The sequence below is a fragment of the Budvicia aquatica DSM 5075 = ATCC 35567 genome (assembly GCF_000427805.1).
Lineage (GTDB): Bacteria > Pseudomonadota > Gammaproteobacteria > Enterobacterales > Enterobacteriaceae > Budvicia > Budvicia aquatica.
On sequence record NZ_ATYS01000030.1, the window covers coordinates 37,349 to 63,740 of the forward strand.

General features: G+C 43.6%; 19 protein-coding genes and 3 pseudogenes. 11 read left to right on the plus strand and 11 right to left on the minus strand.

Features of this window, described 5'->3' with window-relative positions; genetic code table 11:
- Window positions 1-647: 647 nt before the first annotated feature.
- From YWE_RS0113015 to gss, 3 genes are all read left to right on the plus strand, one after another.
- On the plus strand, window positions 648-8,120 hold the full coding sequence (locus YWE_RS0113015; RefSeq protein WP_029094934.1) for an autotransporter outer membrane beta-barrel domain-containing protein: 7,473 nt from the start codon (window positions 648-650) through the stop codon (window positions 8,118-8,120).
- A 191-nt stretch (window positions 8,121-8,311) separates the two neighbouring features.
- Window positions 8,312-8,443: a transposase-like zinc-binding domain-containing protein gene (locus tag YWE_RS31410; protein ID WP_428829268.1), complete on the plus strand. Its 132-nt coding sequence runs from the start codon at window positions 8,312-8,314 to the stop codon at window positions 8,441-8,443.
- Window positions 8,444-9,543: 1,100 nt separating this feature from the next.
- The gene (gss, locus tag YWE_RS0113020; protein WP_029094935.1) at window positions 9,544-11,424 is read left to right on the plus strand and encodes a bifunctional glutathionylspermidine amidase/synthase; all 1,881 of its coding nucleotides are present in this window, start codon (window positions 9,544-9,546) and stop codon (window positions 11,422-11,424) included.
- 51 nt (window positions 11,425-11,475) lie between these two features.
- Here gss and YWE_RS0113025 read toward each other — a convergent pair whose 3' ends face one another.
- Together YWE_RS0113025 and YWE_RS0113030 are read right to left on the minus strand one after the other, a co-directional pair.
- Entirely contained in the window at window positions 11,476-12,282 is an 807-nt protein-coding gene (locus YWE_RS0113025) for an AraC family transcriptional regulator (protein ID WP_029094936.1), read from the minus strand.
- A gap of 93 nt (window positions 12,283-12,375) precedes the next feature.
- Window positions 12,376-12,993: a LysE family translocator gene (locus YWE_RS0113030; RefSeq protein WP_029094937.1), complete on the minus strand. Its 618-nt coding sequence runs from the start codon at window positions 12,991-12,993 to the stop codon at window positions 12,376-12,378.
- Window positions 12,994-13,347: 354 nt separating this feature from the next.
- Between YWE_RS0113030 and YWE_RS27280 the strand changes: the two are divergent.
- Window positions 13,348-13,491: pseudogene (locus YWE_RS27280) on the plus strand (type II toxin-antitoxin system RelE/ParE family toxin); the annotation flags it as partial.
- Between the two features lie 4 nt (window positions 13,492-13,495).
- Window positions 13,496-13,798, plus strand: a complete 303-nt coding sequence (locus YWE_RS0113040) for a helix-turn-helix domain-containing protein (protein ID WP_029094938.1) — start codon at window positions 13,496-13,498, stop codon at window positions 13,796-13,798.
- A gap of 216 nt (window positions 13,799-14,014) precedes the next feature.
- Here the strand turns inward: YWE_RS0113040 and YWE_RS31415 are convergent.
- Window positions 14,015-14,137, minus strand: a pseudogene (locus tag YWE_RS31415) (IS4 family transposase); the annotation flags it as partial.
- 193 nt (window positions 14,138-14,330) lie between these two features.
- Between YWE_RS31415 and YWE_RS0113045 the strand changes: the two are divergent.
- Window positions 14,331-14,984, plus strand: coding sequence for a GNAT family N-acetyltransferase (locus YWE_RS0113045; RefSeq protein ID WP_029094939.1), 654 nt, complete (start codon window positions 14,331-14,333; stop codon window positions 14,982-14,984).
- Between the two features lie 2 nt (window positions 14,985-14,986).
- Entirely contained in the window at window positions 14,987-16,468 is a 1,482-nt protein-coding gene (locus YWE_RS0113050; protein ID WP_029094940.1) for a Na+/H+ antiporter NhaC family protein, read from the plus strand.
- Window positions 16,469-16,533: 65 nt separating this feature from the next.
- Here the strand turns inward: YWE_RS0113050 and YWE_RS0113055 are convergent, their stop codons facing one another.
- Entirely contained in the window at window positions 16,534-17,364 is an 831-nt protein-coding gene (locus tag YWE_RS0113055) for a MerR family transcriptional regulator (protein ID WP_029094941.1), read from the minus strand.
- A gap of 809 nt (window positions 17,365-18,173) precedes the next feature.
- On the opposite strand from YWE_RS0113055, the gene YWE_RS31925 reads away from it, so the two are divergent.
- The 4 genes and pseudogenes from YWE_RS31925 to YWE_RS0113075 all read left to right on the plus strand — a co-directional run bounded on the left by YWE_RS31925 (window position 18,174) and on the right by YWE_RS0113075 (window position 21,817).
- Window positions 18,174-18,527, plus strand: a complete 354-nt coding sequence (locus YWE_RS31925) for a COG3415 family protein (protein WP_029094942.1) — start codon at window positions 18,174-18,176, stop codon at window positions 18,525-18,527.
- A 54-nt stretch (window positions 18,528-18,581) separates the two neighbouring features.
- Window positions 18,582-18,710 (plus strand): annotated as a pseudogene (locus YWE_RS31930) (transposase); the annotation flags it as partial.
- A 321-nt stretch (window positions 18,711-19,031) separates the two neighbouring features.
- Window positions 19,032-20,135: a glycerol dehydrogenase gene (locus YWE_RS0113070; protein WP_029094943.1), complete on the plus strand. Its 1,104-nt coding sequence runs from the start codon at window positions 19,032-19,034 to the stop codon at window positions 20,133-20,135.
- Between the two features lie 32 nt (window positions 20,136-20,167).
- On the plus strand, window positions 20,168-21,817 hold the full coding sequence (locus YWE_RS0113075) for a dihydroxyacetone kinase subunit DhaK (RefSeq protein WP_029094944.1): 1,650 nt from the start codon (window positions 20,168-20,170) through the stop codon (window positions 21,815-21,817).
- 144 nt (window positions 21,818-21,961) lie between these two features.
- Here YWE_RS0113075 and YWE_RS0113080 read toward each other — a convergent pair whose 3' ends face one another.
- From YWE_RS0113080 to radC, 7 genes are all read right to left on the minus strand, one after another.
- Window positions 21,962-23,098 (minus strand): HlyD family secretion protein, encoded by a 1,137-nt coding sequence (locus YWE_RS0113080; RefSeq protein WP_029094945.1) that lies wholly within the window; start codon window positions 23,096-23,098, stop codon window positions 21,962-21,964.
- Window positions 23,099-23,102: 4 nt separating this feature from the next.
- Window positions 23,103-23,426, minus strand: coding sequence for a DUF3302 domain-containing protein (locus YWE_RS0113085; protein ID WP_029094946.1), 324 nt, complete (start codon window positions 23,424-23,426; stop codon window positions 23,103-23,105).
- Between the two features lie 702 nt (window positions 23,427-24,128).
- Window positions 24,129-24,416 (minus strand): helix-turn-helix domain-containing protein, encoded by a 288-nt coding sequence (locus YWE_RS0113090; RefSeq protein WP_193759554.1) that lies wholly within the window; start codon window positions 24,414-24,416, stop codon window positions 24,129-24,131.
- Window positions 24,403-24,726 (minus strand): type II toxin-antitoxin system RelE/ParE family toxin, encoded by a 324-nt coding sequence (locus YWE_RS0113095; protein ID WP_029094948.1) that lies wholly within the window; start codon window positions 24,724-24,726, stop codon window positions 24,403-24,405. The genes YWE_RS0113090 and YWE_RS0113095 overlap by 14 nt, the downstream gene beginning before the upstream one ends.
- 184 nt (window positions 24,727-24,910) lie before the next feature.
- Entirely contained in the window at window positions 24,911-25,219 is a 309-nt protein-coding gene (locus YWE_RS0113100; RefSeq protein ID WP_029094949.1) for a hypothetical protein, read from the minus strand.
- Window positions 25,216-25,722, minus strand: a complete 507-nt coding sequence (locus tag YWE_RS27285; protein ID WP_051323333.1) for a hypothetical protein — start codon at window positions 25,720-25,722, stop codon at window positions 25,216-25,218. The genes YWE_RS0113100 and YWE_RS27285 overlap by 4 nt, the downstream gene beginning before the upstream one ends.
- Window positions 25,723-25,793: 71 nt before the next feature.
- Window positions 25,794-26,246, minus strand: coding sequence for a RadC family protein (gene radC, locus YWE_RS0113110; protein ID WP_036015996.1), 453 nt, complete (start codon window positions 26,244-26,246; stop codon window positions 25,794-25,796).
- Window positions 26,247-26,392 lie beyond the last annotated feature (146 nt).

Sequence of the window (26,392 nt, forward strand, 5' to 3'; positions counted from 1 at the left end):
ATCAACCTACCTCTGTTTTCTTCGCTTTGATATCGCCCTTAATGAATAGTTATCCTTAATTTAAGCATTGTTACTCATCATTGGTTTTGTAACAAATTGTTTTAATTGTAATTAATTTAATTCAAAATAAATTAATTATTAGTTGTTATTATTGTTGTTGTTATATTTACATTCGTATTATTGTTCTGAATATTTTCATTATTTAGATCTTATGTTTATTTAAAAATACAAATAAGGCTTTATGATCTACTTGTGTCATATTTGTTGGGTTTTTGTATTGTTTTATTTTGACTAGTCGATCTAATCTGTTGATGTTATCTGTTTTGTTGCTATTATGTTTTGAATCATTAAATGGGTGTTTTTGTGTTATTTTCTAGCTAATGAATACGTTGTTGTTGGTTGTTTTAATATTGAATTTGTAGGGGGTTTTATGTCTTAATTTTATTAGGTTAAGAGCTTAATTATTTTCATATACAAATATGACAGCTATCGTCTGAAAGTTATTTAATTTTCGGGCTGGGGGTTTTTATTTCTATAAAAATAGAAATGTATATCAAGGATGTATTTTTTATACGGTAAAAAAATCAAGGAATGGCCTGGGATATCAAATGGGATGATGAGCTAATTTAATAAAGAGATTATGCACTATGAACCGGATATTTAAGGTCGTTAAACATCAGCGCACAGGGAATAGTGTTGTAGCATCAGAGCTGGCAAAAGGAATTAAATCATCATCAAACATCGCTGTTGTAGCGGCTGTAAGCCTGTTTCTATCCTGTCCTGTAAGTGCAGATACCGAACTCATTCCACTCGCTGATAGTCAGTATTTAGAAACAAGTTATAAACCAAGTACGGTAGTGAAATTAGAAAATGGTTCTATTGTTGAACTTGAAGAACACTCAAATAATTATAAGCAAGAAAAGAAGATAGATTCTGGTAATATCATTGGCTTAAATCTAAATGATAATAATAATCCAAGCTTTGATAGTGCCGCTGACTATACGCTTAAATATTACACCCTGGATGAACTACAAAAGCTAAATACGCTTGAAAATAAAATTTTAACGATAGATAAGTATGTCGAAAATAAGATAGAGACAAGAGATGCTCAATTAAGCTCTATTATTGATTGGACGCTGCCGGATATTGCTGATTTAGATTCAACAGGTGAAATTAGCTGGCAGAATGAAGCCGGTGAAACCGATACATTAAGAGTTTACGATACTTCGAAAATACAAAAAGTTACAAATACTCAGCTCGGCGCTTATGTTCTACAGGAGCAGCCCTATGAGTCTCCTTTTTATCATTTAACTCTGGTACGCGTTAGTGATGGTGCTCTCAATTTAAGTGCTAATGATATAATTGATTGGAATATCAATCATATAAAAGAGAGTTCTCTGTTTATTGCCGATGCAACAGGTGGTAAACAGGCTGATATCAACGCATCCAGTAAGCTTCACGTCACTTTTGGTGAATCTCCTGCGCTGAGCCTTTCTTCCGGTGAATATGCACAAAAAATTCAACCTTCCTACAAGCTAGCAGAATACGTATTAGCAGATAAAACGCTAAATGATTTTGAATTTAACGATATCGCCTATAAAACCGGCGAGCAAATCGATATTGGCGATCGGCAAGGTTTGGAAGAGTACAACCAATTGCTGATTGCCGCTGTAAAAGCTAACCGTTTATCCGCATCAAGATATCAAGAGCTATTCTCTTTGGCGGTGGTAAACGTCACTGACAACGATCCCTATTATCACGTCGAGCTGAATATAAAAAGTCTGGAAGATAAGAGCATTGGCCTGACAGATGCGATGAAGGCCGGCATCGGGCGACGGGCTATTTTTGAAGTTACCGGCGATAATGCGACGCTGACCATTGAGAAAGGTGCCGATATTGTTGCTAAAACAAATGCGGATTCAGGTCAGTATCGTGCATTTAATGTTTATGCCCACGACGGCAGCAGCGTTACCCATCATGCAGACACTATTGTTTCTGACTACCGCGGCCAAAATGCTTATGTCAGTGAAGCCACATACACCAACACGGGCTTGTTGTTGCTAGGTAAAGACAACAGCCGAATTTACGGCGATGAAGTAACCGGCAGCGCAGGGAAATATACCAACCAAGGCAAAATAGCGGTAGAAGCCTTTGATCTTAATAACAACGATCCTTCCAATAGCAGTGGACTGCGCAATATTGCATTGACGGTTTCAGGTAATGCATCAGCAGAAAACGGCAAAGATGCGGTTATTACCATTGGCGAAAACGGGATTGGTAAAGGCCAGGGAACGGCTACCGGCGTTCACGTCGCTAAAGGTTCGTTTATCAATAATGGCGATATGGTCATTGGCTCAGATACCAATCCGTTACTGGGCGGCGTGGGAGACAGTACATACAGCGTTGAGACGGTATCTAACGGCATTTCTGCCATTCTGAACGGGCTTGATGATAATGCCAAATACCAAATTATTAATAACGGCACTATTTCCATTGGTAAACAGGCTAATAGAAGCGTCGGATTAAACGTCCAGTCTCTGGGGCAAGCGGCCGAAAATACTGAGCTAACGGTAAGAAATAGCGGCGATATTATCGTCAACGGATCGAGCTCTGTCGGTATGCGCGTATCGGGGGCTAATCAGGCTAAGGGACTATTTGAGAATACCGGCAATATTAACGTTGATGGTGAAGGGTCTATTGGCCTGCTGGCTCTGAATAAAAGTTACGTGATTCACAGCGGCAATATTACGGCTAAAAATAGTAATACCATTCTTGAAGGGGGCAAAAAGGCGCTTAGAACCTACGGTATTCGGACCGATGATGCCCACGTCAGTATTGTGAAAGGCACAATAAAAATTGAAGGTAACAATACGGTTGGGGTATTTGCTCGTGTTGGTGGCGTAGTTACGCTGAACGGAGACGGTAAGGTTGATTTCGATAGCGCGGCTGAAAATCAGATCGGCTATTGGATTGCAGGGCGAAGCGGTAGTGATGACGAAGGAAGTTCAAGAATCGACTTTGGGAAAGACACCGTTGAGCTAGAGATAGAGAATAAAAACTCCACGCTGTTCCGCGTTGACCAAAAAGCCACTTTTGACGGGGCCGGATCGCAAGATCAGCCGTACTACAAATTTGGCGTCAAAGGTGAAGGAAGCCAGGGATTCTATATTGCAGATAATGGAACTCAGCTCACCACCGGCAATATGGAATTGAACGTTGAGGCAGATAATGCCACCGGGCTCTATGTGACCAGCGGTGCCGGCTCAGATGGGCGCGTGACTTTAGATAAAAATACCCAGATCAACATTTCCGGTGATAACGCGACCATAGCCACCGTTGATGGTGCTTACTACGATCTGGATGGTAACCGTCTGGCAGACAAAGCGCCGAAAGCCAAACTCATTTCAAATGCCAAACTCAGTACAAGTCAGACCGATGGTAATATCTCCAATGGTGCGATTGGCTATAAGCTAATTAACGGTGGAATTCTGGATCATCAGGGTGAAATTGATTTTAGCCAAGCTGCCAGCGCAACTGGGATGTATGTAAACGGCGGTACATTAAATAACAGTGACGATGCCAAAATCAAAGTAAAGGGTATCGGTATTGATATTTACGGTAAAAACTCGGTAGTCAATAATGCCGGGATTATCGAAGCCAATGACGGTATTGCCGCGATCCGTTTAAACCGTGATGCATCAATGACGATAAAAGGCGAAACCACCGCCAGCCGGGTTATCGGTCAGGGCAGCGCCGATGGTGTTCGTGCTCATGCCGGCTCACAGTTAACGTTGCAGAACGCCAAAATTAGCGTTACGGGTTCAGGTAACGGTATTCATCTACTGGATGTCGATACTGAAACGAATACCGGACAAACGTTCAAACTGTCGGGAAGCGGTGATATTACCGTTAGCGGTGAAAACAGTGCGGGGCTGCGTCTGGCGGGTGAAGATGAAAATCAAAATCCGACCATGGCATCTAAAGATCTCGATACCAGCAACGCTAAAGGCGTCACTATTCACGTAACCGCTAAAAACGGTAACGGCATCAAAACCAATACTTCGGGTAGCGTTAAAAGCGGCATGAACGTGAATATCGAATCGGAGGAAGGGCAATCGGCTCTGGTTGTTGAAGGAGAGAGCCAAACCATTGTTCAAAGCGGAAAGCTGACCTCTAATTCAAACAATAGCAGCGTTGTTGACCTGACCAAGCTGAAGAATGCCTTTGCCTTTACCAACAGCGGTGAAATTACTTCAACTAAGGACAAAAAGGCCGTTGATGCGGAAAATAACGACAACGTCCTGACCTTTAATAACTCCGGAACGATTAATGGCTCTGCTCTTTTGGGGGGCGGCGATAATCTTATCGGGCTCACCGGTACCACTTCCCACCTCAAAGCTAAAGACGGTAATAACAGCGTAACCATCTCAGGGCAGGCAAAAACAGAGCTTGTTGAACTGGGGGGCGGCGCAAACTTATTTAACCTTAAAGGCCAGTCTAATACTCAAGAGATTACTGCGAAAAACGGTAATAACAGCGTGACGTTAACCGACAGCGCGGTACTGGATTCACTTAGCCTGGGTAAGGGGCGCAATACTATTACTATGAACGGCGGTACTCATCTGGGGGATGCGACCACGGGTAATAGTCTCGAAGGCAATACGTTTATTTTGAATAATGTTCAAAAAGCGCAAAGTGACACTATTTTCAGCACGCTTGCTGCGGGTGCCGGAACTAACGATGCTTTGGTCCTTCAGGGCGTAAATAGCCACTATGTGTTAAAAAATGGCGGTAACGTCAACGGCTTTGAGAATCTACTGATCAAAGAGGGAACCTTTGAACTCAACCGCACCGATATTACGTTAAGTACACAGAATAAAGACGGCATTACTATTGAAAAAGCAGGGCGACTGCTGATCAATCAGGATAACGGATATGCCTTAAATCATCAGGTTCAGGGTGCCGGCATGATGGAGACATCTACTAACGGTCAGGCGTTCAGCTTTAATGATTCGAGTGCTAATTTTGCCAAAGATAACTTCATCGGTACCCTGCGCTTAACCAACGGCACCTTTGATATTGCCGAACGGAATACTCTCGCGCTGGCAAAAGCGCTGCTGGATATTAATGCCAACTCGGTTGCCACCGTACGGGCAAACGTAGGTCAGCAGTCGTTCGATCGATTAACCATCAACGGCGGTACGTTGGTGTTTAAAGACAATGTCATCGGAAGTAAAAAACTTAACGGTGATATCAAGGTTAACGATCTACAGCTCAGTAATGCAAAAGGCACAGTACAGGCCATGGCTGACGGTTTTGATCATTTGCCAACCCCTGACGTGGACTTTAAACGGCCGTTATTAGAGCAGGATGAAGGTGATGCCTTGGTCAGGCTGGTTGATGCCGTTGCTGCATCCCAGTATATCGGCGGCCTGACGCTGGAATTAACTGATAAAAACGGTGTGCCAATTGATACCACATCTCAAAATACCTATCAGGATTTGCGTCAAAATGGCGGAGTTGTCGCTAAGGCGACCTATGGTTATGGGCTGCAAACCAGCGCAGGAACAGTGACCAGAGCCAGTGCCTCTGACGGGCTATATGTTGCATACCGTTTGACTGAAATTGATCTGCAAGGTACGCAAGGAAATGCGCTGGTGCTGTCTTCAGCACAGGGTAAATCAGGTAAAGACAGCAACCTGGCGGCAAAAATTACCGGTCAGGGAGATTTGGCCATTGATACCGATAGCGAATATATCACGCTATCTAATAATCTTAATGATTACACCGGAACAACCTGGGTACGCAAAGGAAAGCTACGCCTGGAGGCTGACAATGCTATCGGGCAAACCCAACTGTTAGATATGGCCGCCCGGACCGCAGTTGAATTTACCGATTCACAGGGCAATGGCATACAGCAGACCGTTGGCAAAATGAATAGCGTCGCGAGTTCTGCGCTGGCACTGGGTAACGGCAAGCTGACCCTTCAGCAAGGCGGGGTTTCACGCGGCCGGATTAGCGGCAGTGAAGTCGGTGAGTTGATCGTGCAAAACAGCGTTCTGACCGTTGACGGTGAGAACCAAGCAATGCATGCGAGAGTGTCCATTGAGTCGCCTGCTCAAATCACGATGAACAATACCGCCGGTTTAGGCAATAGCAATATTAACGTTGACGGCAAGTTATTGATTGATGGCGCTAAAGGCCAGTTGGTTAATGAACTGAGTCAGGCAGGACTGGTTGATGTTTTACGTCAGTCTGATGTATCACTCAGCGGAAATAACGACAGCTTTAGCGGTGTGTTTACTACTGATAGCGACAGTACGCTGCGGGTTGCTACGCAAAATCATTTAGGAACTGGCAGCGTTGTTAACGTCGGCACCTTTGTGGTAACTCACGATAATAGCGCTCAACCATGGACACTGGATAATTCAGTTACCGGCGCAGGAACGCTGGTTAAACAAGGCGCTGGCCTATTAGCTTTGACGACACAGTCTGCTCAGTATACCGGCGTCACCGATATTCAGAGCGGTACTCTGCGCGCGGGTACCAATGATGAAACGCTGACGCTGAATAGCCGCTTAGTCAAAGTTGCACAAAGCGCGGTTTTCACCGGTCAGGGTGAAATTAAAGGCGGGGTTGAGAATGCGGGTACCTTTATCGTTGGTGAACTGGATAAAGAAACGCAGACCAACTCAACGGCGTATTTAGTCAACGGTGATTTTGCTAATAACGGCGGTCAGATTCGGTTAGCCAGTCAGAACGGAACCGGCAGTCGCTTAAACGTTGTCGGTAATTTTGTGGCTAACGGGGGGACGATTAGGCTGAATACCGTCCTTAACCGCGGTCATGAAGAGACACAAACGGACAGGCTGGTTGTTGCCGGAGATGTTAAAACCGGCGCAAACGGACCAACGATATTAAGCATTAAAACCGTAGGCGGTAAAGGCGCAGATACGCGCAAACAGCCGGATGCGATTGAAGTTGTTGATGTTGGCGGTAAGTCTGACAACGGCGCATTTAAGTTAGGTGCCCCTGTCTCGATTGGTATTTATGAGTATCTGTTACACAAAGGCTATGGGGACGATAGCTGGTATTTAGATTCGTACGATACCGCGGTCTATCCGCCGAAAGAGAATGATAAGCCACCGGTTCGTAATATATCTCCGATTATCGGTAGCTATTTGGCAAACCAAACGGCAGCGCTGGGTATGTTCTCCATGACCTTGCACGACCGCTTGGGCGAGCCTAGCTATGCAGACAGCTTAAAAGGTGATGATAACGCGTCATCTGTATGGCTACGGATCGTCGGCGATCGTCAACGTCATAACGCTGCTGACAATATGTTAAGGCTGAAAGGGAATAGGTATACCACCCAATTAGGTGGCGACATCCTCTCTTGGAATGACCGGATGGACTCCACAACCCGTATTGGGGTAATGGGGGCATTTGGCCGGTCTGACTATACCAGCCGTTCCAGAACAACCGGCAGCGAAGCTAAAGGTAAGATCGATCGCGCTTATAGCCTGGGAATGTACGGTACCTGGTATCAAAACCAGAAAGATGAAAATAACGCCTATGTTGATGTATGGACTCAATATTCCTGGTTTGATAACAAAGTATCAATGAGCGGCAGTGAGTCTCGTTATGACAGCCATTTATTCAGTGCTTCGGTAGAAGCCGGCTATAAAGTTAACGCTTATCAACAAAGTGAAAATAAGCGTTGGATATTAACGCCGCAGGCGCAGGCAATTTTCAACTCATACAAGTCTGATGATAGTTTCCACGATACCGGGTTAAACGTGAAAGGTGAACGCGATAACAGCGTCGAAACCCGTTTGGGGGCAAGGCTGACTTATGCTAACCAGTATGAGAAGGATAAATCAGTTCAACCTTTTGTTGAGGCTAACTGGTTACACAATAACGCCAAAAATCAAATCGACTTTAATACTCTTTATACGTTTAAAGACGATACGCCTGACAACCGTTACGAAGTGAAAGTCGGTGTTGAAGGGCAAATGTCTGCAAACTGGGCGGTTTGGGGGCATGTTGCTCACCAAATGGGTTCCAATGACTACTCCGGTAATCGTGCCGTCGTGGGTGTGAAGTATCAATGGAAATAGAAATAACCGGTATATTCGCACTCTGAAAATAAGCGACTACACTGATTTTAGATTAGCCGCTTAATTAAAACAGAGCATTGTCAGTTCTTTTGCTGGATATATCCATATCTCTTTTGTGGATATATTCGGTGAAAGGCTTTGCCGCAACCTGGAATTATAAAATGTTAAATATGGGTTTTAGATATAAGCAGATGCGTGAATGTTTTCATTGTAGCAGTGTAGACATCTATAAGTATGGATATAGCCGTATTGGTTTACAGCGATATAAATGTAAGTCGTGTAATAAAACGTTCCAAGGGAAATATATAAACCAAAAACACTAACCTGCGTAACTATTAGTGTAATTAGTAAGTTGTTTTCGCTATTACCTTCAGCTTAGTTATGTCGATTTATGTACTGGTATATAAAAAGATTAGATGCGATAACACATTGATAATCTTAAATTAAAATATATTATAACTGCTTGATAAAATGGATGTTACTGGCAAATGAAAATGTCATTTATAGCAATTATTTTCATCATTTTTCTCTGTTTAACTTCAGGGTTTACCGGCTGGATGGTTAATGAATCACATAGAGATAGGGTGTTTTTGACAATAAAAATGTGTCCGGATAGACGATAGTTTCTATTATCACAGATACGAATAGATAAGCTGAAAGCTAAATCTTCAGCGTGCTAATTCTATCCGGAATGTTTTTAATGCAGAAAAGTATAATGTTGATTACGCTTTTGAAAACGAAATGGCTAATATTTAAAAATAGATATAAATAAATGAGTCGATGCTTAGGGTAGTTCAATATCAATTGGATTTTCTAAGCGATGTTATTATGATTTTCGATCTATTATCATGAGGTGGCAATTTTTAGCCTTCTTTATCTTTATATATTTCCATTATGTCTATCAAAGTTTCGGTATTTTATCAGCATAATAAAAAGGTAATGTTATAAATTTAGTCGATTATATCGGGTTTAATTAAGAACGCTCAATTTTAGATCAAAGCAGCGCTGAACTAAGCCGTCGGCCTTCCGGCAGCGTGTACAATTTATCAAACTGCAAACTGGTCCTTGATGCGCTGAACTAATCCTCCGCCAGTTGCCTGTGGGTAGATTTCAGATCGGCAGAGTAAGGGCATCCTGTTATCAACTGCTGGAATATGTATCTCGTTTTTGGCCGTGTGGCGAGGGGCGATGATTAGGCTGATTAATCTCTCAGATCTATACCTTCCGGTAATCTTTAGTGTCTTTAAATGCACCACCACCCGAAAGCAATAAACTCCCCCCATTACTCAAAAATTATTTTCCCTCTACTTTAGTCACACTTTGAATGGGTCTATCATTAGTTAACTTCTACCGTTAATGTCAAAAATCGAGCCGTTCAGGGCTTCTGTTAACCACGTGAGCCTGTGGCTTTAAGGTATATCTCATGAGCAAAAGCTCTACCCGTCAGGATGCACCCTTTGGAACACTGCTGGGCTATGCGCCCGGTGGCGTAGCGATATATTCATCGAACTATGACTCTCTGGCGCCCGGAGATTATCGAAATGACGTATCTTTTCGTAGCTACATCGATAATGAATATATGGGGCATAAGTGGCAATGCGTCGAGTTTGCCCGTCGTTTTCTGTATTTGAACTACGGTGTGGTTTTTACTGACGTCGGGATGGCTTACGAAATATTTTCCTTACGCTTTTTGCGTGAGGTGGTTAACGATAATCTTCTTCCTCTACAGGCATTTGCTAACGGTGGGTTGCAGCCGCCGGTTGCCGGAGCCTTGCTGATTTGGCAAAAGGGCGGCGAGTTTAAACACACCGGTCACGTTGCGGTGATTACACAGCTACTGGGCAATAAGGTGAGAATTGCTGAACAAAACGTGATTGACGCAATACTTCCCCCGGGACAGCAGTGGACGCGGGAATTGACGCTGGCGATAGAGGATGGTCAATACACCATCATGGACTCTTTCGACGATACCGTTATTTTAGGCTGGATGATCCAGACCGGCGATCTTAGACATAGTCTGCCACAGCCTTCCGTGCCTGCCGAACAGTTGGCGATTCATGGTGAACGTTTGGTTAACCAAGGGCAGTTTGACTCACCATGGCTTGATGAGCGGGACCCGCTACAGCAGGTGTATGTTCAGTCGAAGGGCCAGGTAATTAATCAGGATCCTTATCAGTACTTCACCATCTCAAAAAGTGCGGAGCAGGCGTTGATTAAGGCAACCAACGAGCTGCACCTGATGTATCTTCATGCGACCGATAAGGTACTTAAAGATGACAACTTGTTGGCGCTGTTTGATATTCCGAAGATTCTCTGGCCTCGGCTGAGGCTTTCATGGCAACGCCGTCGCCACGATATGATAACCGGTCGTATGGACTTTTGTATGGATGAGCGGGGGCTTAAGGCCTATGAATACAACGCTGATTCGGCATCTTGCCATACGGAAGCGGGCGTGATTCTGGAGCAGTGGAAGAACAATGGCTACCTCGGTTCAGGCTATAATCCGGGCGAAGACCTGTTTGATGAACTGGTGGAAGCGTGGAAGCATAGTCGTGCGCGCCCTTTTGTACATATTATGCAGGATAAGGACTCCGAGGAGAATTACCACTCTCGCTTTATGCAGAATGCGCTGACTAAAGCCGGATTTGAAAGTAAAATTCTTTTCGGCCTCGATGAATTACGCTGGGATGCTACCGGCCAGTTGATCGACGGCGATGGTCGTTTGGTGAACTGCGTATGGAAAACGTGGGCATGGGAAACCGCTATTGAGCGAGTTCGCGAAGTCAGTGAAACCGAATACGCAGCCGTACCCGTTCGTACCGGGCACCCTGAAAATGAAGTGCGCCTTATCGATGTACTGCTGCGCCCTGAAGTGATGGTGTTTGAGCCATTTTGGACGGTGATCCCAGGTAATAAGGCAATCTTACCGGTATTATGGTCGCTGTTTCCTCACCATCGTTATCTGCTGGATACCGACTTTGAAGTTAACGATGAGCTAATTAAAACCGGCTATGCGGTAAAACCGATCGCCGGGCGCTGCGGTGATAATATTGATCTGATCAACCAGCATGAAGAGCTGCTGGACAAAACCCATGGCAACTTCGCTGAGCAGAAGAACGTTTACCAAGAATTATGGTGTTTACCAAAGGTCGCGGGTAAGTATATTCAAGTGTGTACCTTTACTATCGGTGGTAGCTACGGCGGCGCATGTCTGAGAGGGGATGAGTCTTTGGTTATCAAAAAAGAGAGCGATATTGAGCCGTTAATTGTGCTTAATGACGAAGAATTTTTATCGTTAAGCTAAAAGTTAGAGTCAGATGCTCAGGGTTGATCTTTTTAGCAGCTATGCATGAATTCAACCCTGAGATTGGCACCATCGAGAAGGTGATATCCCAAAAGCCTTTTTGAAGTGTTTGGTCATGTGGCTTTGATCAAAAAAGCCAGCCTCCAGCGATGCATCTGCAAGCGTTTGGCCTGAAAAAACGGACGCTTTGACGTGATCTAAGCGCCGCATAGTCATATATCTGTGTGGGCTTGTGCCAAAATAAGTTCGAAAATCTTTAGACAGGCTCCATTTATCCCGTCCTGCACATTTAGCTAAATCATCTAAAGTAATGGGCTGCTCAACATTATCATCTATATATTCGCGGGCTCGCGTAGCTGCTGAGTAGTCACCGGTTAATCGTTGTATATTACAGCCAGTGACCTCTTGCAGAGTAGTAACCAGCCCGTAAATAGAGTCATCTTCTTCTAACGGATCCAGTTCATCGTCCATCGAGCTCAAAAGTGCTGAAGTTGCAGCTACAATGCGAGGATCTCTGGAGACCCCTTCTTTAAGGAAGGGTAACGGTTTGCCATGAAGAACTTGCTGGACTAAGGCAGGGCTGATGTAAAGCATTTGATATTGAAACCCTGAAGACGAGCCCGCATGCCCGTCGTGTATCTCGTCCGGGTGAAGAACCATTATTTCCCCCGGGAGGCTATGTCTGCCGGCACCTTTGTAACGAAAGCTTTGAACGCCAGAGAGCGTTCTCCCGATGGCGTACGTATCATGCTGGTGAGGATCAAATGCATGGGCATTGAAGAATGCTTCTATGCGCTCAATTTTCAGAGATTGTGTCGCATGTTTCACCCAATCGTTTGGCGAGGGTAGCTCTAACATTAAATTCACCACTTGCAGATATATACGATGACTAACAGGCCCAAAATATCAGACAACAAGATATAAAATAATTTAACAGCGTGGAATACCGAGCTACCCCTTGTGAAAATGAAGGAAGAAATCGTAAAGCATAAAACAAGCGCAAATTGCCAATATAAAACCCATCAAACGATTAAAGGTGTCAAAGTGCGAGCTTTTTGTTATTCGCGATCCAATCAAGGCACCGAGAAGAGAGTAAATAGCTGGAGCTCCTGCCCCGGCAATAGCGATTAAGGCTGAAACCACGGAAATCAATATACCCGTTATCTGAGCTGCAGGAAACATCACCGTTGTGACCGGTAATACCACCATCATTCCTTTGGGATTGAGTGCTTGAATAAGAAACCCGTTCCAAAAAGTCAGAGTCTTAAGTTCGGTTTCTGTCACCCCCTCGGCACGATCAGGAAATGATACTTTTGAAGTATAGACTTTATACGCAAGGTAACCGGTGTACCCACCACCAATTAGCGTGAGATAAGGAAGTATCGCCTTTGAAATTAACGCTTCACCGGTATAACCAAACACGATAAAAAGAACAAACATCGCAAAGCCAACACCGAGAAAGAAACCGACCGTCCGCCTAAACTGCCCGACCAAACCTGCGTTTAATCCCATTGCGTTTACTGGCCCGGGGCTATACATCACGCTAAACGAGTATAGAAAGATTTCCATTAGCTCACTCCTTCAATGATAAAAGTTTCGAATGTTGTAACGATTCGAAGGAATAGGCTCGAATCAACAGGTTGATGCAGGCAAGAAGATTTGCCTTAGTTGCAATAGTAACTCGTACCTTATTAGCCCGGCTTGTACGTTTGTGGGTAGGAGGAAACACCGATCTTTATGGTTCACATAGGTTTCGGCATATGCTGGCTATAGTGATGGGGAACACTTGATATCTAGTTGTTTTATCTTCGATTGGTACGCTGTTTTGCGGTACGGCTAGTAAAACGGCAGAGACTTCATTGTGCATTCATTAAAACGTTGGAATACGTATTTGGCTTCCCTTCCAACATAAGTTCTCCACTTTTTGCCGTTGATCCATACCGCACCGGTATTCTGCTCTGTGCCGGTAATAAGATGAGCAACGAAAAACGTTTTTATGATGTGATGCTCCCGATTGCCGATCGGGAATTTACTCATTATCTGAAAGAATTAGAAAAGAAGGAGTAAGGTTATGGGTAGAACGCTGGAACAGCTCCTTGCGGATGAAAAACCTGAAGTTGTCGCTGCGGCGCAGATTATGGCTGCGGATATGCTGCTTAATATTCATCTCACAGAATTGCGTGAAAAAGTACAGAAAACACAAACTGAAATAGCGCAGGTACTTGGGATTAAACAGCCTACAGTGGCGGGAATGGAAAAACCGGGCCGTGACCTGAAGCTTTCATCTCTAAAACGTTATGTTGAAGCTACTGGGGGCAAGCTGCGCCTTGAGATTGAACTGCCGGATGGTTCTCACTATGAATTTATTGTTTAGCTACGGTGCACGGAACAGGAATCAAATTCATAGTTAACTCACTGTTTTATTTTAATTTATAAACTGTCAAAACAAAGCCTTCACTAAAGCGCCATAAATAATCGATTTTTTTGTGATGTTTTATCACGAACTTCTCTGAGAGAGGCTGCTGATATAGGTATTGGTATAAGCATTTAGACAATAATAGTTTTGAAAGCCGCCAGCTCGCATTATATTGTTTTTCTTTTCCACAGGAACGGTTTGACTCATTAATAGGATAATTCGTCCGTCACAAACATGGCTAGCCTGTAAAATATAATATTGATTAAATGGGTAGCCACTCCAATCAATAGCAATAATCAATTATCGCCTGTGCAGTATTAAAACTTCTTCAAAAAAGCGTTTGGTTTTTTCTTTAATAAATTATTTTCAATAAAAATCATTAAGTTAGTAGTGGTCGTTTTTTGCTTCCCCCTATTGACTCTATTGTTACCAGATACTTTAAAGTTTTCCTGTTTTATTCATTTTCCCCGAGAATAACAGGAAACATACGATGAAAAACCCGAATGATAAATTAGATATCCGCAATCCCATCACTGAATATGAAGTTAATCAGGCTCAAATCGCGCAAGACGCAGCTTGGGGCTCACTCGATATTGAACCTGATGATGTGCCTAAAATACTAACTTTTTTTCCTGAGGGTTTTTTTACCGCTTTTTATGACAATAAAGGTGCCGGTAATTTCTACACGGTGAGATTAGACTACGATTTAGATAATCCGATAAAGACTTGGACTGACGTTTCAGCTAATGGTACATGTTCAACTCATCAACCGAATGGTAAAACCTTATATGGAATCTCATTAGGTGTTTCACCTAAATTTCGTGGTATGAAAATAGGTCAGCTGTTGGTGCAACGCGTTTTAGACTTTTGTGTTGAGATTAATTGTAAAAATTTTGTGTTAGGTTGCCGTGTGCCGGAATACTATAAGCACTCAGAAATTCCAATTGAACAATACATCACGTTGAAAAATGAAAAAGGAGAATACCAAGATCCTGAATTACGTTTTTACTCTCGTTGTGGGCTCTACTTTACGAAACCAATGCCGGAGTATATGTCTGCCGAAAATGCCGATCCAGAAAGCCTAAATTATGGCGTTATGTCTATTTGGGATAATCCATATTATAAATCTTCTGCTGAGGAATAAATATGTATACAAAAAATCACCTCAGAGATATACCCAGATTAATTATTACCTATAGCAGCATTTTTATTATGTTTACACTTGTGTGGTTATATATGCCAAGTGAGGGGCCGGTAACTGGTCCCATTCTTTTTGTACCAGTTATTTTTATGCTGGTGTTCATTTTTTTAACAAAAAGGATGATTGAAGGCTTTATTTGGGCATTGCTGCTAATCGGCTTTATGATCACTCACTCTTTAACTGACATGTTCACTCATTTCATTGATGGTACTTATAAAATAATGAGTAGTGAAGATTATCAGTGGATTATCTTTGTTTCCACCTGTGCTGGGTCACTTATTGCATTAATTAAATTATCGGGCAGCATTCAGGCCTTCAGTCAATTAGTGCTTAAGTTTTCTAAATCAAAGCGAAGTTCGTTAATCTCAATTTGGTTATTAAACTTATTAACCTTCTTTGATGAATATTTACATTTTATGGTTATGGGGCCTTCAACACTTCCTGTTGCCAAAGAACGTAAAATATCTAAAGAGCTATTGACCTATATTATGAAAAGCACAGGTGTTGCGGTAGGTACATTGCTACCTATGTCTATTTGGACTTTTTTTATTGCCAAACAGTTTGAGAGCTTTGGTATTGCTGATATGGGTGATGGTATTTCATTATTAATGCAATTAATTCCGCTGAATTTTTTCACTTGGATTTCTGTATTAATCTCATTTTTGGTGGTGCTTGGGATTATTCCAATTTTTGGTCCAATGAAGAAGGCCGAGGAACTGGCTGAACAAGGTATTTATAGCCAAGGCGGCGGTGATGATACTGGCGATATCGAACAGGAGATATCAGAAAAAGCAAAAAATAAAAAATCGACATTAACTAACTTTTTTGTTCCTCTTATTTTATTATTTGGATTAATTTTCTATTTTGATTTTGATAGTGCTAAAGGAGCAATCATTGCATTGATGCTTACCTCTATCTTTTATGTCGCTAAAGATCTACTTACCCCGCTGGATTGCCAAGATGCGGTAATCAACGGCGGAATAAAAGATATGGTGTATATGTTTGTCATTATACTGCTAGCACTGATGTTTTCAGCCAGCCTTGAAACGCTAGGGTTTGTTAGTTATATAATTGATTTAGTAGATAAAAGTAACGTTAATCCAGCTATTTTCCCTTTGCTTATATTCTTGATATTCTCCTTCACTGAGTTTGCTGTAAGTTTAAATTGGGGATTATTTGTTTTAGTCTTTCCCATGGTTGAGCCAATGGCTAACTCGGTCGGTGCGAGCCCTGTGCTATGCTTGGCCGCGGTTCTCTCTGCGGTTATGTTTGGCACTAATGCATCACCAATATCAGAATCAACCATCATGCCATGTTCATTCACCAACACAAACCCGATGGATCATACGATGGCGAATCTACCCTACCAATTGATTGCATTTGTCATTTCAGCAATGGCTTTTTTAATTGCTGGGTTTGTTATGTAATATTTATTTAGTCTTTACTTAACCCAATAATATCGATAAGGGTATCATTGGGTTATTTAATTCATTTAATTTGGTGTAACTGCAATAGAAACTTTATATAGATAATTCTCATATCTATCCATGCAATTACTATCTAAAATGGACTCTTCGTAAAAAGGTCCTGAAAGACTTAAATTGTGACTTGTTACATAATCTAACAGCTTGGCATAAGTTTCGGGTGGTGGTGCATATTCACCTGAGTGGTACGTTGAAAGATATAATCCCTCTTGCATGTAATAATCAATATCGGTATCAATATCAATATTTTTAGGAATTTTACTAAAAAAGGTATTAGAGTAATTATATTTCCCTTGTAAGATATCGGCTTGTTCAAAAATAACCCCGGTAGAGAAAATCCCTTGCAGGCCCTTTTGAGTGCAATATTTAATATGAGACATAATGTTTTTAGAAAATAATTTACTGGGGAATGTCGCACTCTTATCATATTTGGTTACGATAATTGTATCTTTTTCCTGCCAGCCCATACTGACTACCTCTAACTCTATCTTCTGTTGTGTAACACTGATTTTATCTTTAATGCTCGATTCAATTTTTTTCAATTCAAAAATTTTATCATTAATACTCGTTAACTGTTCATTAAGCAAATAGATAAATCGTCGAGGGTTTTTACTATGTAAATACTCTTTTATCTCATAAAGCGAAAGACCAAGAGATTGCAATGCCTTGATTGTAAAGATAGTCTCGAAAGTATCAACCGAATAATAACGGTACTGATTATTTGAACGTGTACTGGGTTTAAGTAAACCGATATCCTCATAATGAATCAATGTTTGTTTTCCTATATTACAAAGCTCAGCCAGTTCGCCCGTCATAAAATAGTCTTTTTTCATATTCATTTATGTTTTCCTTTTTATTAAATTATAATCATTAAATGATTTATCAAAGGGATTGAATAATAGCATTAAAACCAACTGTAAAATTATGAAGTTAACTTCAACTAATAAAGCAATAGTGATCTGTGATGCTTTAATATATTTTATCATTAATTTAAAAATGTCTGATGATTAATTTTTGATATAATGTGCTAAAAAATATTAAGTGAGTGAGTTGCTAATTTTAATTAATTTTTTATCTTTATTTAATTAATGGGGTGGGAAGATTTTAAAATTGACGGGTGTTGTGTTTAATAAACTTAAATATTAGATTATATGAGTTTTTGTTAAATTTTATTCGTGGTCTTATTTATATAAGACACGTATTAGTGGTTGCTATAATTTATTATTTTCTCTGAAGGCAGCAGCAGTTTTTTCATAGAGGCCCTTGGTTCAGATTATGAGAAAACTCTACTTAATGAATATGATGTTTTACGAGCGAGTCTTGTTTGTGACGGACGAGCTATCCCATTAATCAGTCAAATTGTTCTTGTGGAAAATAAAAACACATGATGCGAGCAGGCGGGTTTCTTTAAACTTTAAACTCCAGCACTCCAGCACTCCAGCACTCCAGCACTCCACCAGTTCATCAGCATCCTAGAACCGTTTCATTTTTCCTTCACATTATCATTAAATTAAGTGGTGTTTCTGCAACATGCTGTACATCATTTTTGACCTGAGTTAACCATTTCTTTGCCTGCTATCTGTAAGTTTTATACCCGTGATCAATGAAGTTGCTTGATTTTCGTCAGCATAAGGATCATCCTGAAGTTATGCCCATTTATCTCAGTGAAGAGCAAAAGCAACCCCTTATCAACCCGCATCGAATATGTAGGGAGCGCCATATCTGTAAGCGGATAAACTGTGTTTTGCTCTCTGCTGATGGATGGTCTCCAGATATGATCCCCCGTTCCTCACTGCTCCACGAAACAGCTGTCCGACGTCGCCTTAACGAGGCTCAGACCGCGGAGCTCACCACCTTGACGGCTAATCTTCTGCCGATAACTCAAGCCATTGTCAGCATAATTGATAACCTGTGGGGCATAAGCTGCGCCGTGCCCGGCATCATCAATAAATGGCTGTATAAGCACGGTGTTAGCTATCGAAAACCGGTGGGAATAGCGTGAATATCGCTTAGTTCTTCATCGCCATCAGGGAAACATAATCCAGTCAGCCTGAACGTTCATATTATCCTCGCCGGAGCCGGTTATCACCGGAGTAGCCTGGTGAAGGATTGAGCTTATGTGATGAATATTGAGCTTCACTTTTTACCCCCATATAGCCCCAACTTGAACTCGATAGAACGGGTATAGGAAGTGATGAACGAGTGGGTCAGAAATAATCACTAATTCACCACAGCAGCGTTTCTTCGGTGAGAAGTACACCGATTTTTACGGAGACATTACCGAAAACTTGTTATGCCGTATTAATGACAACTTCTAGGCCTTGAAAAATGCATCTTCAAGTTAATCGGGTATAGACCAGACCGAAGCTGGCACAGCTATTTCATTACCAGACTTACATCTTATTTCTAACATTTAACTACAGGGCTCGTCTGATAATTTGTTTTGTATCAATTATCACCTGCGTTTTGTACTTCGATTATACCTTCCATTTTTTATAAAGGATTTATTATGAGAACAATCCAGTCACCGGGTAAATATATTCAAGGGCCAGACGCGCTGTCCTTACTGAACAGCTATATCAAACCATTAGGTTCACGCTGGCTCATTCTGGTCGATGCCGTCATGCAGTCCTCTCAGTCCCAATTCTCTGTTGGGGAAACAGATGATCTTCATTTTCATATCGAATTGTTTCGCGGAGAATGCTCCCATCAGGAGATCCAGCGTATTGTCGCACTGACGAAAAGCCACGACTGCGACGGTATCATTGGTTTTGGTGGCGGCAAGGTACTGGATACCGCTAAAGCAGTCGCTTTCTACCAACGTTTGCGCTCTGTCATGTTGCCGACCGTAGCCTCCACTGATGCGCCAACCAGTGCGCTGTCGGTGATTTATACCGAAGAAGGTGAGTTCGATAAATACCTGTTCCACTCAGCCAATCCGGACATGGTGATAGTAGACAGTAATATTATTGCCAGTGCGCCGGTTCGCCTGCTAGTGAGCGGCATGGGTGACGCACTCTCCACCTGGTTTGAAGCGCAGGCGTGTTATGAATCCCGCGCCGCTAATATGTCCGGCGGTCAGACTACCCGAGCCGCGCTGACGCTGGCGCGTTTGTGCTATGAAACGCTGCTGCAGGAAGGTAAAAAAGCCAAAATTGCGGTGGAGCAAAAGGTCACCTGTCGCGCGCTTGAGCGCATTATCGAAGCCAATACCTACCTCAGTGGCATCGGATTTGAAAGCAGTGGTCTTGCCGCGGCGCACGCCATCCATAATGGACTGACCCAGCTTGAAGATTGTCACCACTACTACCACGGTGAAAAGGTTGCGTTTGGCACACTGACACAGCTGGTGTTGCAGAACAGCAGCGATGCACAGATTGATGAGGTACTGGATTTCTGTGTAACCGTTGGTCTGCCGGTGTGTCTGGAGCAGCTCGGCGTTACCGAAAATGTGCAGGAAAAAATGCGCATCGTGGCAGACAGTAGCTGTAGCGAAGGTGAAACTATTTTCAATATGCCGTTCAGCATCACCAGCGAAAGCGTATATAGCGCCCTGATTATCGCCGACCAACTGGGTCGTCAGAAACTGGGCCTGACGGCGCAGGGATAACGACCCGAATTTGACAAAACGGAGGAAAAGTTATGAGTCAGTTTTTTATGAATAACAAGGAAGACCTGGTCAGCGAAGCGCTGGAAGGGATACTGCGCGCCAGCCCGTTCAATAATCTGGCGATGTTGGATGCCGGACAGGACATCCGTATCGTGGTTCGCCGGGACTGGGATAAGCGCAATGTCGCGATTATTTCCGGCGGTGGCGCGGGCCACGAACCAGCACATGCGGGCTTTGTCGGCAAGGGGATGCTCACTGCCGCCGTCTGCGGCGATGTGTTTGCCTCACCAAGCGTTGATGCGGTACTGAGCGCCATCATTAACGTCACCGGCGACGCGGGCTGCCTGCTGATCGTCAAAAATTACACGGGTGACCGCCTGAACTTCGGCCTGGCGGCGGAGAAAGCACGCAAGCTTGGCTACCGCGTGGAACTGGTCATGGTACGTGACGACATTTCCCTGCCGGACAATCCGCAGCCGCGCGGCGTGGCGGGTACGGCGTTGGTACACAAGATTGCGGGCTTTGCCGCCGAACAGGGAAAAAACCTCGAAGAGGTTACCGCAGCCGCACAGGACGCGATCGCCAAAGTGGTGAGCATCGGCGTGGCCTTCTCCAACTGTAACATTCCGGGAGAAAACCATAGCAATCGCGTGCATAACGGCACCTGCGAACTGGGCATGGGTATCCATGGTGAACCGGGCGTTGAGACGCTGCAATTCCGGACCGGGCACGAGCTGGTCAGTCTGATGGTGGACAAACTGCTGAGCGTAACCGATAAATACAGCCCCAAAGCGCTGCTGGTGAACAATCTGGGCGGTTTTTCAGCACTGGAAATGTCGCTGCTGACGCGCGAAGTACTTCGCTCATCACTGGCCGATGAGGTTGAACTGCTGGTCGGACCGGCAACGGTCGTCAGCGCGCTGGACATGAAAGGCTTTTCCCTGTCAGTCATTTTACTGACGGACGCCCTGCGCGAAGCGATGCTGGCGCCAGTGGAAGTCGCTGGCTGGCCATCAGTGGTCAAACCCAAAAAACCTGAAGTGGTGGTGGCCGAAAACCGAATTCCGGAACATCGCTTTGTCCCTTCGGTTAATCAGACAACCCAGAGCATGTTGGCAACGATCTGCAAGACCTTAATCAGTTCAGAGTCTGAGTTGAATACACTGGACACGCTGGTCGGCGATGGTGATACGGGCTCTACCTTCGCGGGCGGAGCCAGGCGAGTACTGTCAGCATTGGAAAACGGACTGCTTCCTCTAGATAAGCCCGACGATCTGATGATTGCCGTAGGAGAGCATCTGGCAACTGCGATGGGCGGCTCCAGCGGCGTGCTGATGTCGATTATGTTCAACGCCTGTGGGCAAAAGCTGGCTGAAGGAAAAACCTTGGGCGAATCGCTGGCATACGGCCTCAGCCGTATGCAGTATTACGGCGGGGCAAACATTGGTGACCGTACCATGGTTGATGCGCTCTGTCCGGCCTTCATCTGTATTATTCAGGGCGACTCGTTATTTGAGGTCGCCAGAGCGGCGCATACAGGTGCAGAGAGCACCTGCTCTATGGCTAAAGCTAATGTCGGACGATCATCCTACCTCAACAGCGATAGTCTCAATGGCGTGAAGGATCCTGGGGCGTATGCGGTTGAACTGGTTTTTGCGGAGCTGAGTAAACAGTTTTCCTGAGTATTTTCATTATATTCAGTAAACTATTACCCTGGTGTGGCTGTAATGCACACCAGGGTAGTATCAGTCTTTTCATCGGCTTTGCCAGAGAAGGTGGTCTAGCGGATGTTACCTTGCAGGCCACGACGTTCGCCGTAATCTTTGTTAGTGGTCAAGATAGAGGTAATGCATCCAGCTAGTCATACGTAGTAGAACCTTACGCATAACAGAAACATGGGTAAAGTGATCCGAATAAACGGCCACCTGAGCAAATATCCCATCAGGCAGGGCTTCAGCTTCAGCATTCGGATTTAGCTCTATAATAGCAAGAATCCCGTCGGTACCGGGAACAATATTCAGAGATTGTAGCGTTCCTTGTGCCTGATAAGTTCCGCCTGAGACAACGGGCAGAACTGCAATTAATTTCCCCTGAAATATCTGTCCAGGTAACGCATTGAATACAACCTCCGCTTCATCGCCTGGTTGCAGACGCAGTAGCGAGTTTTGCCTGAACTGGGCGATTATCAGTCTTTCTTGTTCCGGAATAAAAACCATTACTGGACGCAGCGGCAAAGCGGCCGCATAGGTTCCCGGGCGGATTAATACCTGAGTTACATAACCATTACTTGGGGCTCGGATCACCGTTTGTTCAAGATCATATCTAGCTTCATCTAACTGAGCCCTGATGCTGACGACTTGGGATTGTTCTCCGTTTACTATACTGTCTATCTGACTTTTTACTTGAGCCTGTTCGGCGATAGAGCCTTTTACCAGCGCATCCTGTGCCAGAAAATTCTGTCTTGCATTATCAATATCACTTTCGGAGAAAGGATTCACCTTCGCTTTACTTCCCTGAATATAACGCTGGTAGTCTTTATATAATCGATCGCGCTCAGCAGTAACATGATCCGTATGAGCTATGGCTTCATCTAATTGTCCCTTAAGTATCTGTATGTTAGTCAACGCCGTGACTAAATCCGCCTGAAGTCTGTCGACACGAGCTTTATATCGAGTTGGATCTATTTTAAAAAGTACGTCGCCTTTTTTGATTAATATATTTGTTCTATCAGTGACTTCGATAACAATACCCGTCACTTGTGGTGTAATCGGAATAGAAATAACGGCTTTCTGTGCTTGAAAAGTATAAGGATGATTGTAATTCATCAATAATATTAACCCGGAAATTAAAAACACACCGCCCAACGCTGCAGTTGGAACTGTCCATTTATTTACGGGAATTTTAAATATTTTAAATATAGACCAGGCAAACGCGACATATGTCAGAATAATTAATAAATCCATGGTATTACTCCGATGAAGTCGTTTTATTATCGCCCAGTTTTTGCTCCAACTCTGTTACTCGTTGCTGCAACTGTGCAAATGATTCTGGTTGACCTTGCATGCCCCAACCACGCTCTGGGCGATATAATGTGGCCCATATCCATAAAAATGGCCATATAACATGTAACGTAAACAGGCTTACCCAACCTGCTACATGGATAGCATCTGCATGAGGATGGTTACGTGATTTTGCGATCAAATAGGGAATATCATGAAGAATAATAATCCCATAAAAAATAATGAGAAAGACCGAAATCAGTATAAACAGCGCAAAATAGTTAAGGAACATAATTGCCTCGAAGAAACGAATTGCTCTTTAATAATAAAGATAGACGCTATCTACACGAATTGTAATGCTGCCAATAAAATTCATTGTGTGGCAATAAATACTTTGCAACTAATGTGAAATATCAATTCGGATACATTGATATATATAGTTTATAAATATGATGTATTTCAGGGGATGACCAGATTATTTCCCGTTCAGCGTCTTTGCTACCCAAATACTTTTTCTATCATGCAGCGCCGTTTATATTACTATGCTGATGAGACGACGTTCTGGCTGGAAGTGGTAGAAGTTCCAAGATCAAAAAGTTCCAGTCGATCGAATGGCCGGAATGCTGGTCTGCCATAATGACAAAACCATCCCGACCACAAGGTACTTGATGGGGGAGAAGGTCAGCGAATGAAGAAAGGAAAAATAGGGTGAAATTGCTGGTTTCGTTAGGGCATGGATGAATTTTAGATAAAAAAATAGACGTCAATTGACGTCTATTTCTATGAATATGGTGCCGGACTCGGAATCGAAATAAACCTATATATTCATTGTTAATTAACGTTATTTTTGTATTCCAAAATTGATGGAGCCCCCAGTTGGGCCCCCTTCTGGTTTTTCATCAAAAAGGAATCGGTTCGATACTGGTTTTTCCTGAGAGTTAAATATCATGCCCTTCAGGGTGGTTCCGTCACCCGGAACCACCCTGAGATAATCTTACAGCGTAATCTGAGGATGTTTAATACCGCAGGCTTTGGCATATCTTGCCAGGGTGTCAATGCTTGCTTTAACGATATTCGACTCCATACGGGAAACTGTGGGTGGTGTTACCCCCATTCGTTCCGCTACCTGAGCACGGGTTAACCCAGCATGGCGACGCCATTCTGCCAGCATGATCTGCAAACGCTCTTTACGCTCTTCCGCTTCATACGCAATTTGTACTTCAGGATCAGACATCAAATCGGTCCTGACTGTGTTCCAGCTAATACCGTTAACTTTTTTCATTTAACATCTCCTCTAATCGTTCAAACGCGAGTGTTATCTCCCCTGATGGTGTTTTCTGCGTTTTCTTGATGAACACTCGCAGTAGATAGATATTTTTTCCTTTCTGATAAACATATAGCCCTCTGGCGATATCCGTCCCCATTGTTCTGAGTTCAAACAAGCCGTCTCTGAGTGGTTTGCTGTCAGGTTCTCGCAATGCAGTGGCATTCATTTCAAGCTTATCAATTAGTCGGATCATTTTAGCTTTGACGACCGGTGATAAACTTGATATTTCATCGGGTACTTCATCATGTAATATCACGTTAAACACACTATATTCCTCCACAGGAAAATATTACCTTATAAGCTAAGTTAGTTCAAATGCTAATTAACGTCCAATGAATTTGACTACCTCCATTTTCGACATGTCCCAGACATCTGCTAGACTTACAGACTTCTTCAGCAAATTATTCTAACTGACCACGATTAACGATTAATCAGTCCAACAGATTGCTTCAGACTTCATCTGTTCCGATCACAAACAAATACGATAAAGGTTGCAACGCAGCCATGTTCAGCGTCAGATGTGTTCGGCACCACTCAATAAAAGCCGGCTTATCAAAATCCAATTGGTGACCACGGATAAACTCAAGGTCCAGTATGACATACTCAGCATTTGCTGAACTCTCCGTTGCTGGGTAGAAAATACCTTCGCTACCCAACGTGGTTAAATCGTTAAACGCTGATTCAGTGACTCGGACGGTGTGGATCAAATCAATATTTTCCAGTGACTTCAGTGACAGTAAGCGAGCAATCAGATTCATGGTTTTATTCCTGTAGATATTCCATTGGGAAGCGCGATGACTATCGCCAGTTCAGCGAGCAACCAGTCGGCGACATGTTGCCATTCAGAACCACTGACATCAGACGTGATTTTCCAGGCCGTTGGGCTGGTGTGATGGGCCAGCAGTAACACCGCCATGACCATAAAGAGGTAGGGGTGACCGTAGGTATGGCAATATCCCCGATCGTAGGGATGCCGATGTTGGTTCAGGATAAAAGTATCACCGCTGAGTTGATGATGATGCTCTCCGTTGAAGACAATAACCCCAAGCCCTATCAGGCTGTCATCGTAGCGCAGTGGCGTGATACCGGCGCCATTGCAGATAATAGGGATTGGTTCAATACCGGTCGTTTCCGGCTTCAGGCGGAGCTGTCGATGGGCTAGTGTGACTAGACGACACAGACTGAACCAGTCCTCCTGAGCGATATCGCGTAATAATCTAAAATGAAAAACGCCAGTTTTTGGCGTAGGTAATGTCGGCATAGGAAAATCTCCATGTTACCGTTGATAAATAGCCATGAATTGACGAGGGCGTGAGTGGCTGGTGGCTTGAGCTATAACCAGCCCCGTTCAGCAAACGACACCTGTTCGCCATGACCCATGACAATGTGGTCTAAGACTTTTACGTCAACCAACGATAAGGCCTCTTTTAACTTTTGGGTTATTGTCTTGTCAGCTTGACTGGGCTCAGCTATTCCCGAGGGATGGGAATGCGCCAAAATCGTCGCCGCTGCATTATGGTACAGGGCCAGCTTAACGATTTCTCGTGGGTAGACGGACACTTCATTAATGGTGCCCATAAAGAGGGTTTCACGGGCAATCAACCGGTGCTGATTATCCAAATACAGGACAAGAAAGACCTCTTTTTCAGTTGGCTCTAGCTGTAACCGAAGGTAATCTTGCGTCTGTTGTGATGAGGTCAACGAATAGGGTTTGGCTTTGAGTTGCTTATCTAACAGCTGTAAAGCCATCGTAATGATGCGCTGCTCGCGCTGAATATAGGGCATGGCGATGTTCTCACGGTGAAAGAGAGTTAGGCCGCAAATAGATGGGGTACTGACGGGTACCCGAACCGGCCTAGAAGAGATTGAACGTGAACCCCGTTCAGTCAGGCTAAATGTTGTCGCATATTCTCAGCCATCACCCATAACGC

Coding starts and splice junctions, on each gene's coding strand:
- YWE_RS0113055 (WP_029094941.1), bottom strand. CDS start 17,364: ATGAATATGAAAAAAGACTATTTTATGACGGGCGAACTGGCTGAGCTT.
- YWE_RS0113015 (WP_029094934.1), top strand. CDS start 648: ATGAACCGGATATTTAAGGTCGTTAAACATCAGCGCACAGGGAATAGT.
- YWE_RS0113030 (WP_029094937.1), bottom strand. CDS start 12,993: ATGGAAATCTTTCTATACTCGTTTAGCGTGATGTATAGCCCCGGGCCA.
- YWE_RS0113090 (WP_193759554.1), bottom strand. CDS start 24,416: ATGAAAAAAGTTAACGGTATTAGCTGGAACACAGTCAGGACCGATTTG.
- YWE_RS0113100 (WP_029094949.1), bottom strand. CDS start 25,219: ATGAATCTGATTGCTCGCTTACTGTCACTGAAGTCACTGGAAAATATT.
- YWE_RS0113040 (WP_029094938.1), top strand. CDS start 13,496: ATGGGTAGAACGCTGGAACAGCTCCTTGCGGATGAAAAACCTGAAGTT.
- YWE_RS31410 (WP_428829268.1), top strand. CDS start 8,312: ATGCGTGAATGTTTTCATTGTAGCAGTGTAGACATCTATAAGTATGGA.
- radC (WP_036015996.1), bottom strand. CDS start 26,246: ATGCCCTATATTCAGCGCGAGCAGCGCATCATTACGATGGCTTTACAG.
- YWE_RS0113085 (WP_029094946.1), bottom strand. CDS start 23,426: ATGTTCCTTAACTATTTTGCGCTGTTTATACTGATTTCGGTCTTTCTC.
- YWE_RS0113080 (WP_029094945.1), bottom strand. CDS start 23,098: ATGGATTTATTAATTATTCTGACATATGTCGCGTTTGCCTGGTCTATA.
- YWE_RS27285 (WP_051323333.1), bottom strand. CDS start 25,722: ATGCCGACATTACCTACGCCAAAAACTGGCGTTTTTCATTTTAGATTA.
- YWE_RS31925 (WP_029094942.1), top strand. CDS start 18,174: ATGCCCATTTATCTCAGTGAAGAGCAAAAGCAACCCCTTATCAACCCG.
- gss (WP_029094935.1), top strand. CDS start 9,544: ATGAGCAAAAGCTCTACCCGTCAGGATGCACCCTTTGGAACACTGCTG.
- YWE_RS0113025 (WP_029094936.1), bottom strand. CDS start 12,282: ATGTTAGAGCTACCCTCGCCAAACGATTGGGTGAAACATGCGACACAA.
- YWE_RS0113050 (WP_029094940.1), top strand. CDS start 14,987: ATGTATACAAAAAATCACCTCAGAGATATACCCAGATTAATTATTACC.
- YWE_RS0113045 (WP_029094939.1), top strand. CDS start 14,331: ATGAAAAACCCGAATGATAAATTAGATATCCGCAATCCCATCACTGAA.
- YWE_RS0113075 (WP_029094944.1), top strand. CDS start 20,168: ATGAGTCAGTTTTTTATGAATAACAAGGAAGACCTGGTCAGCGAAGCG.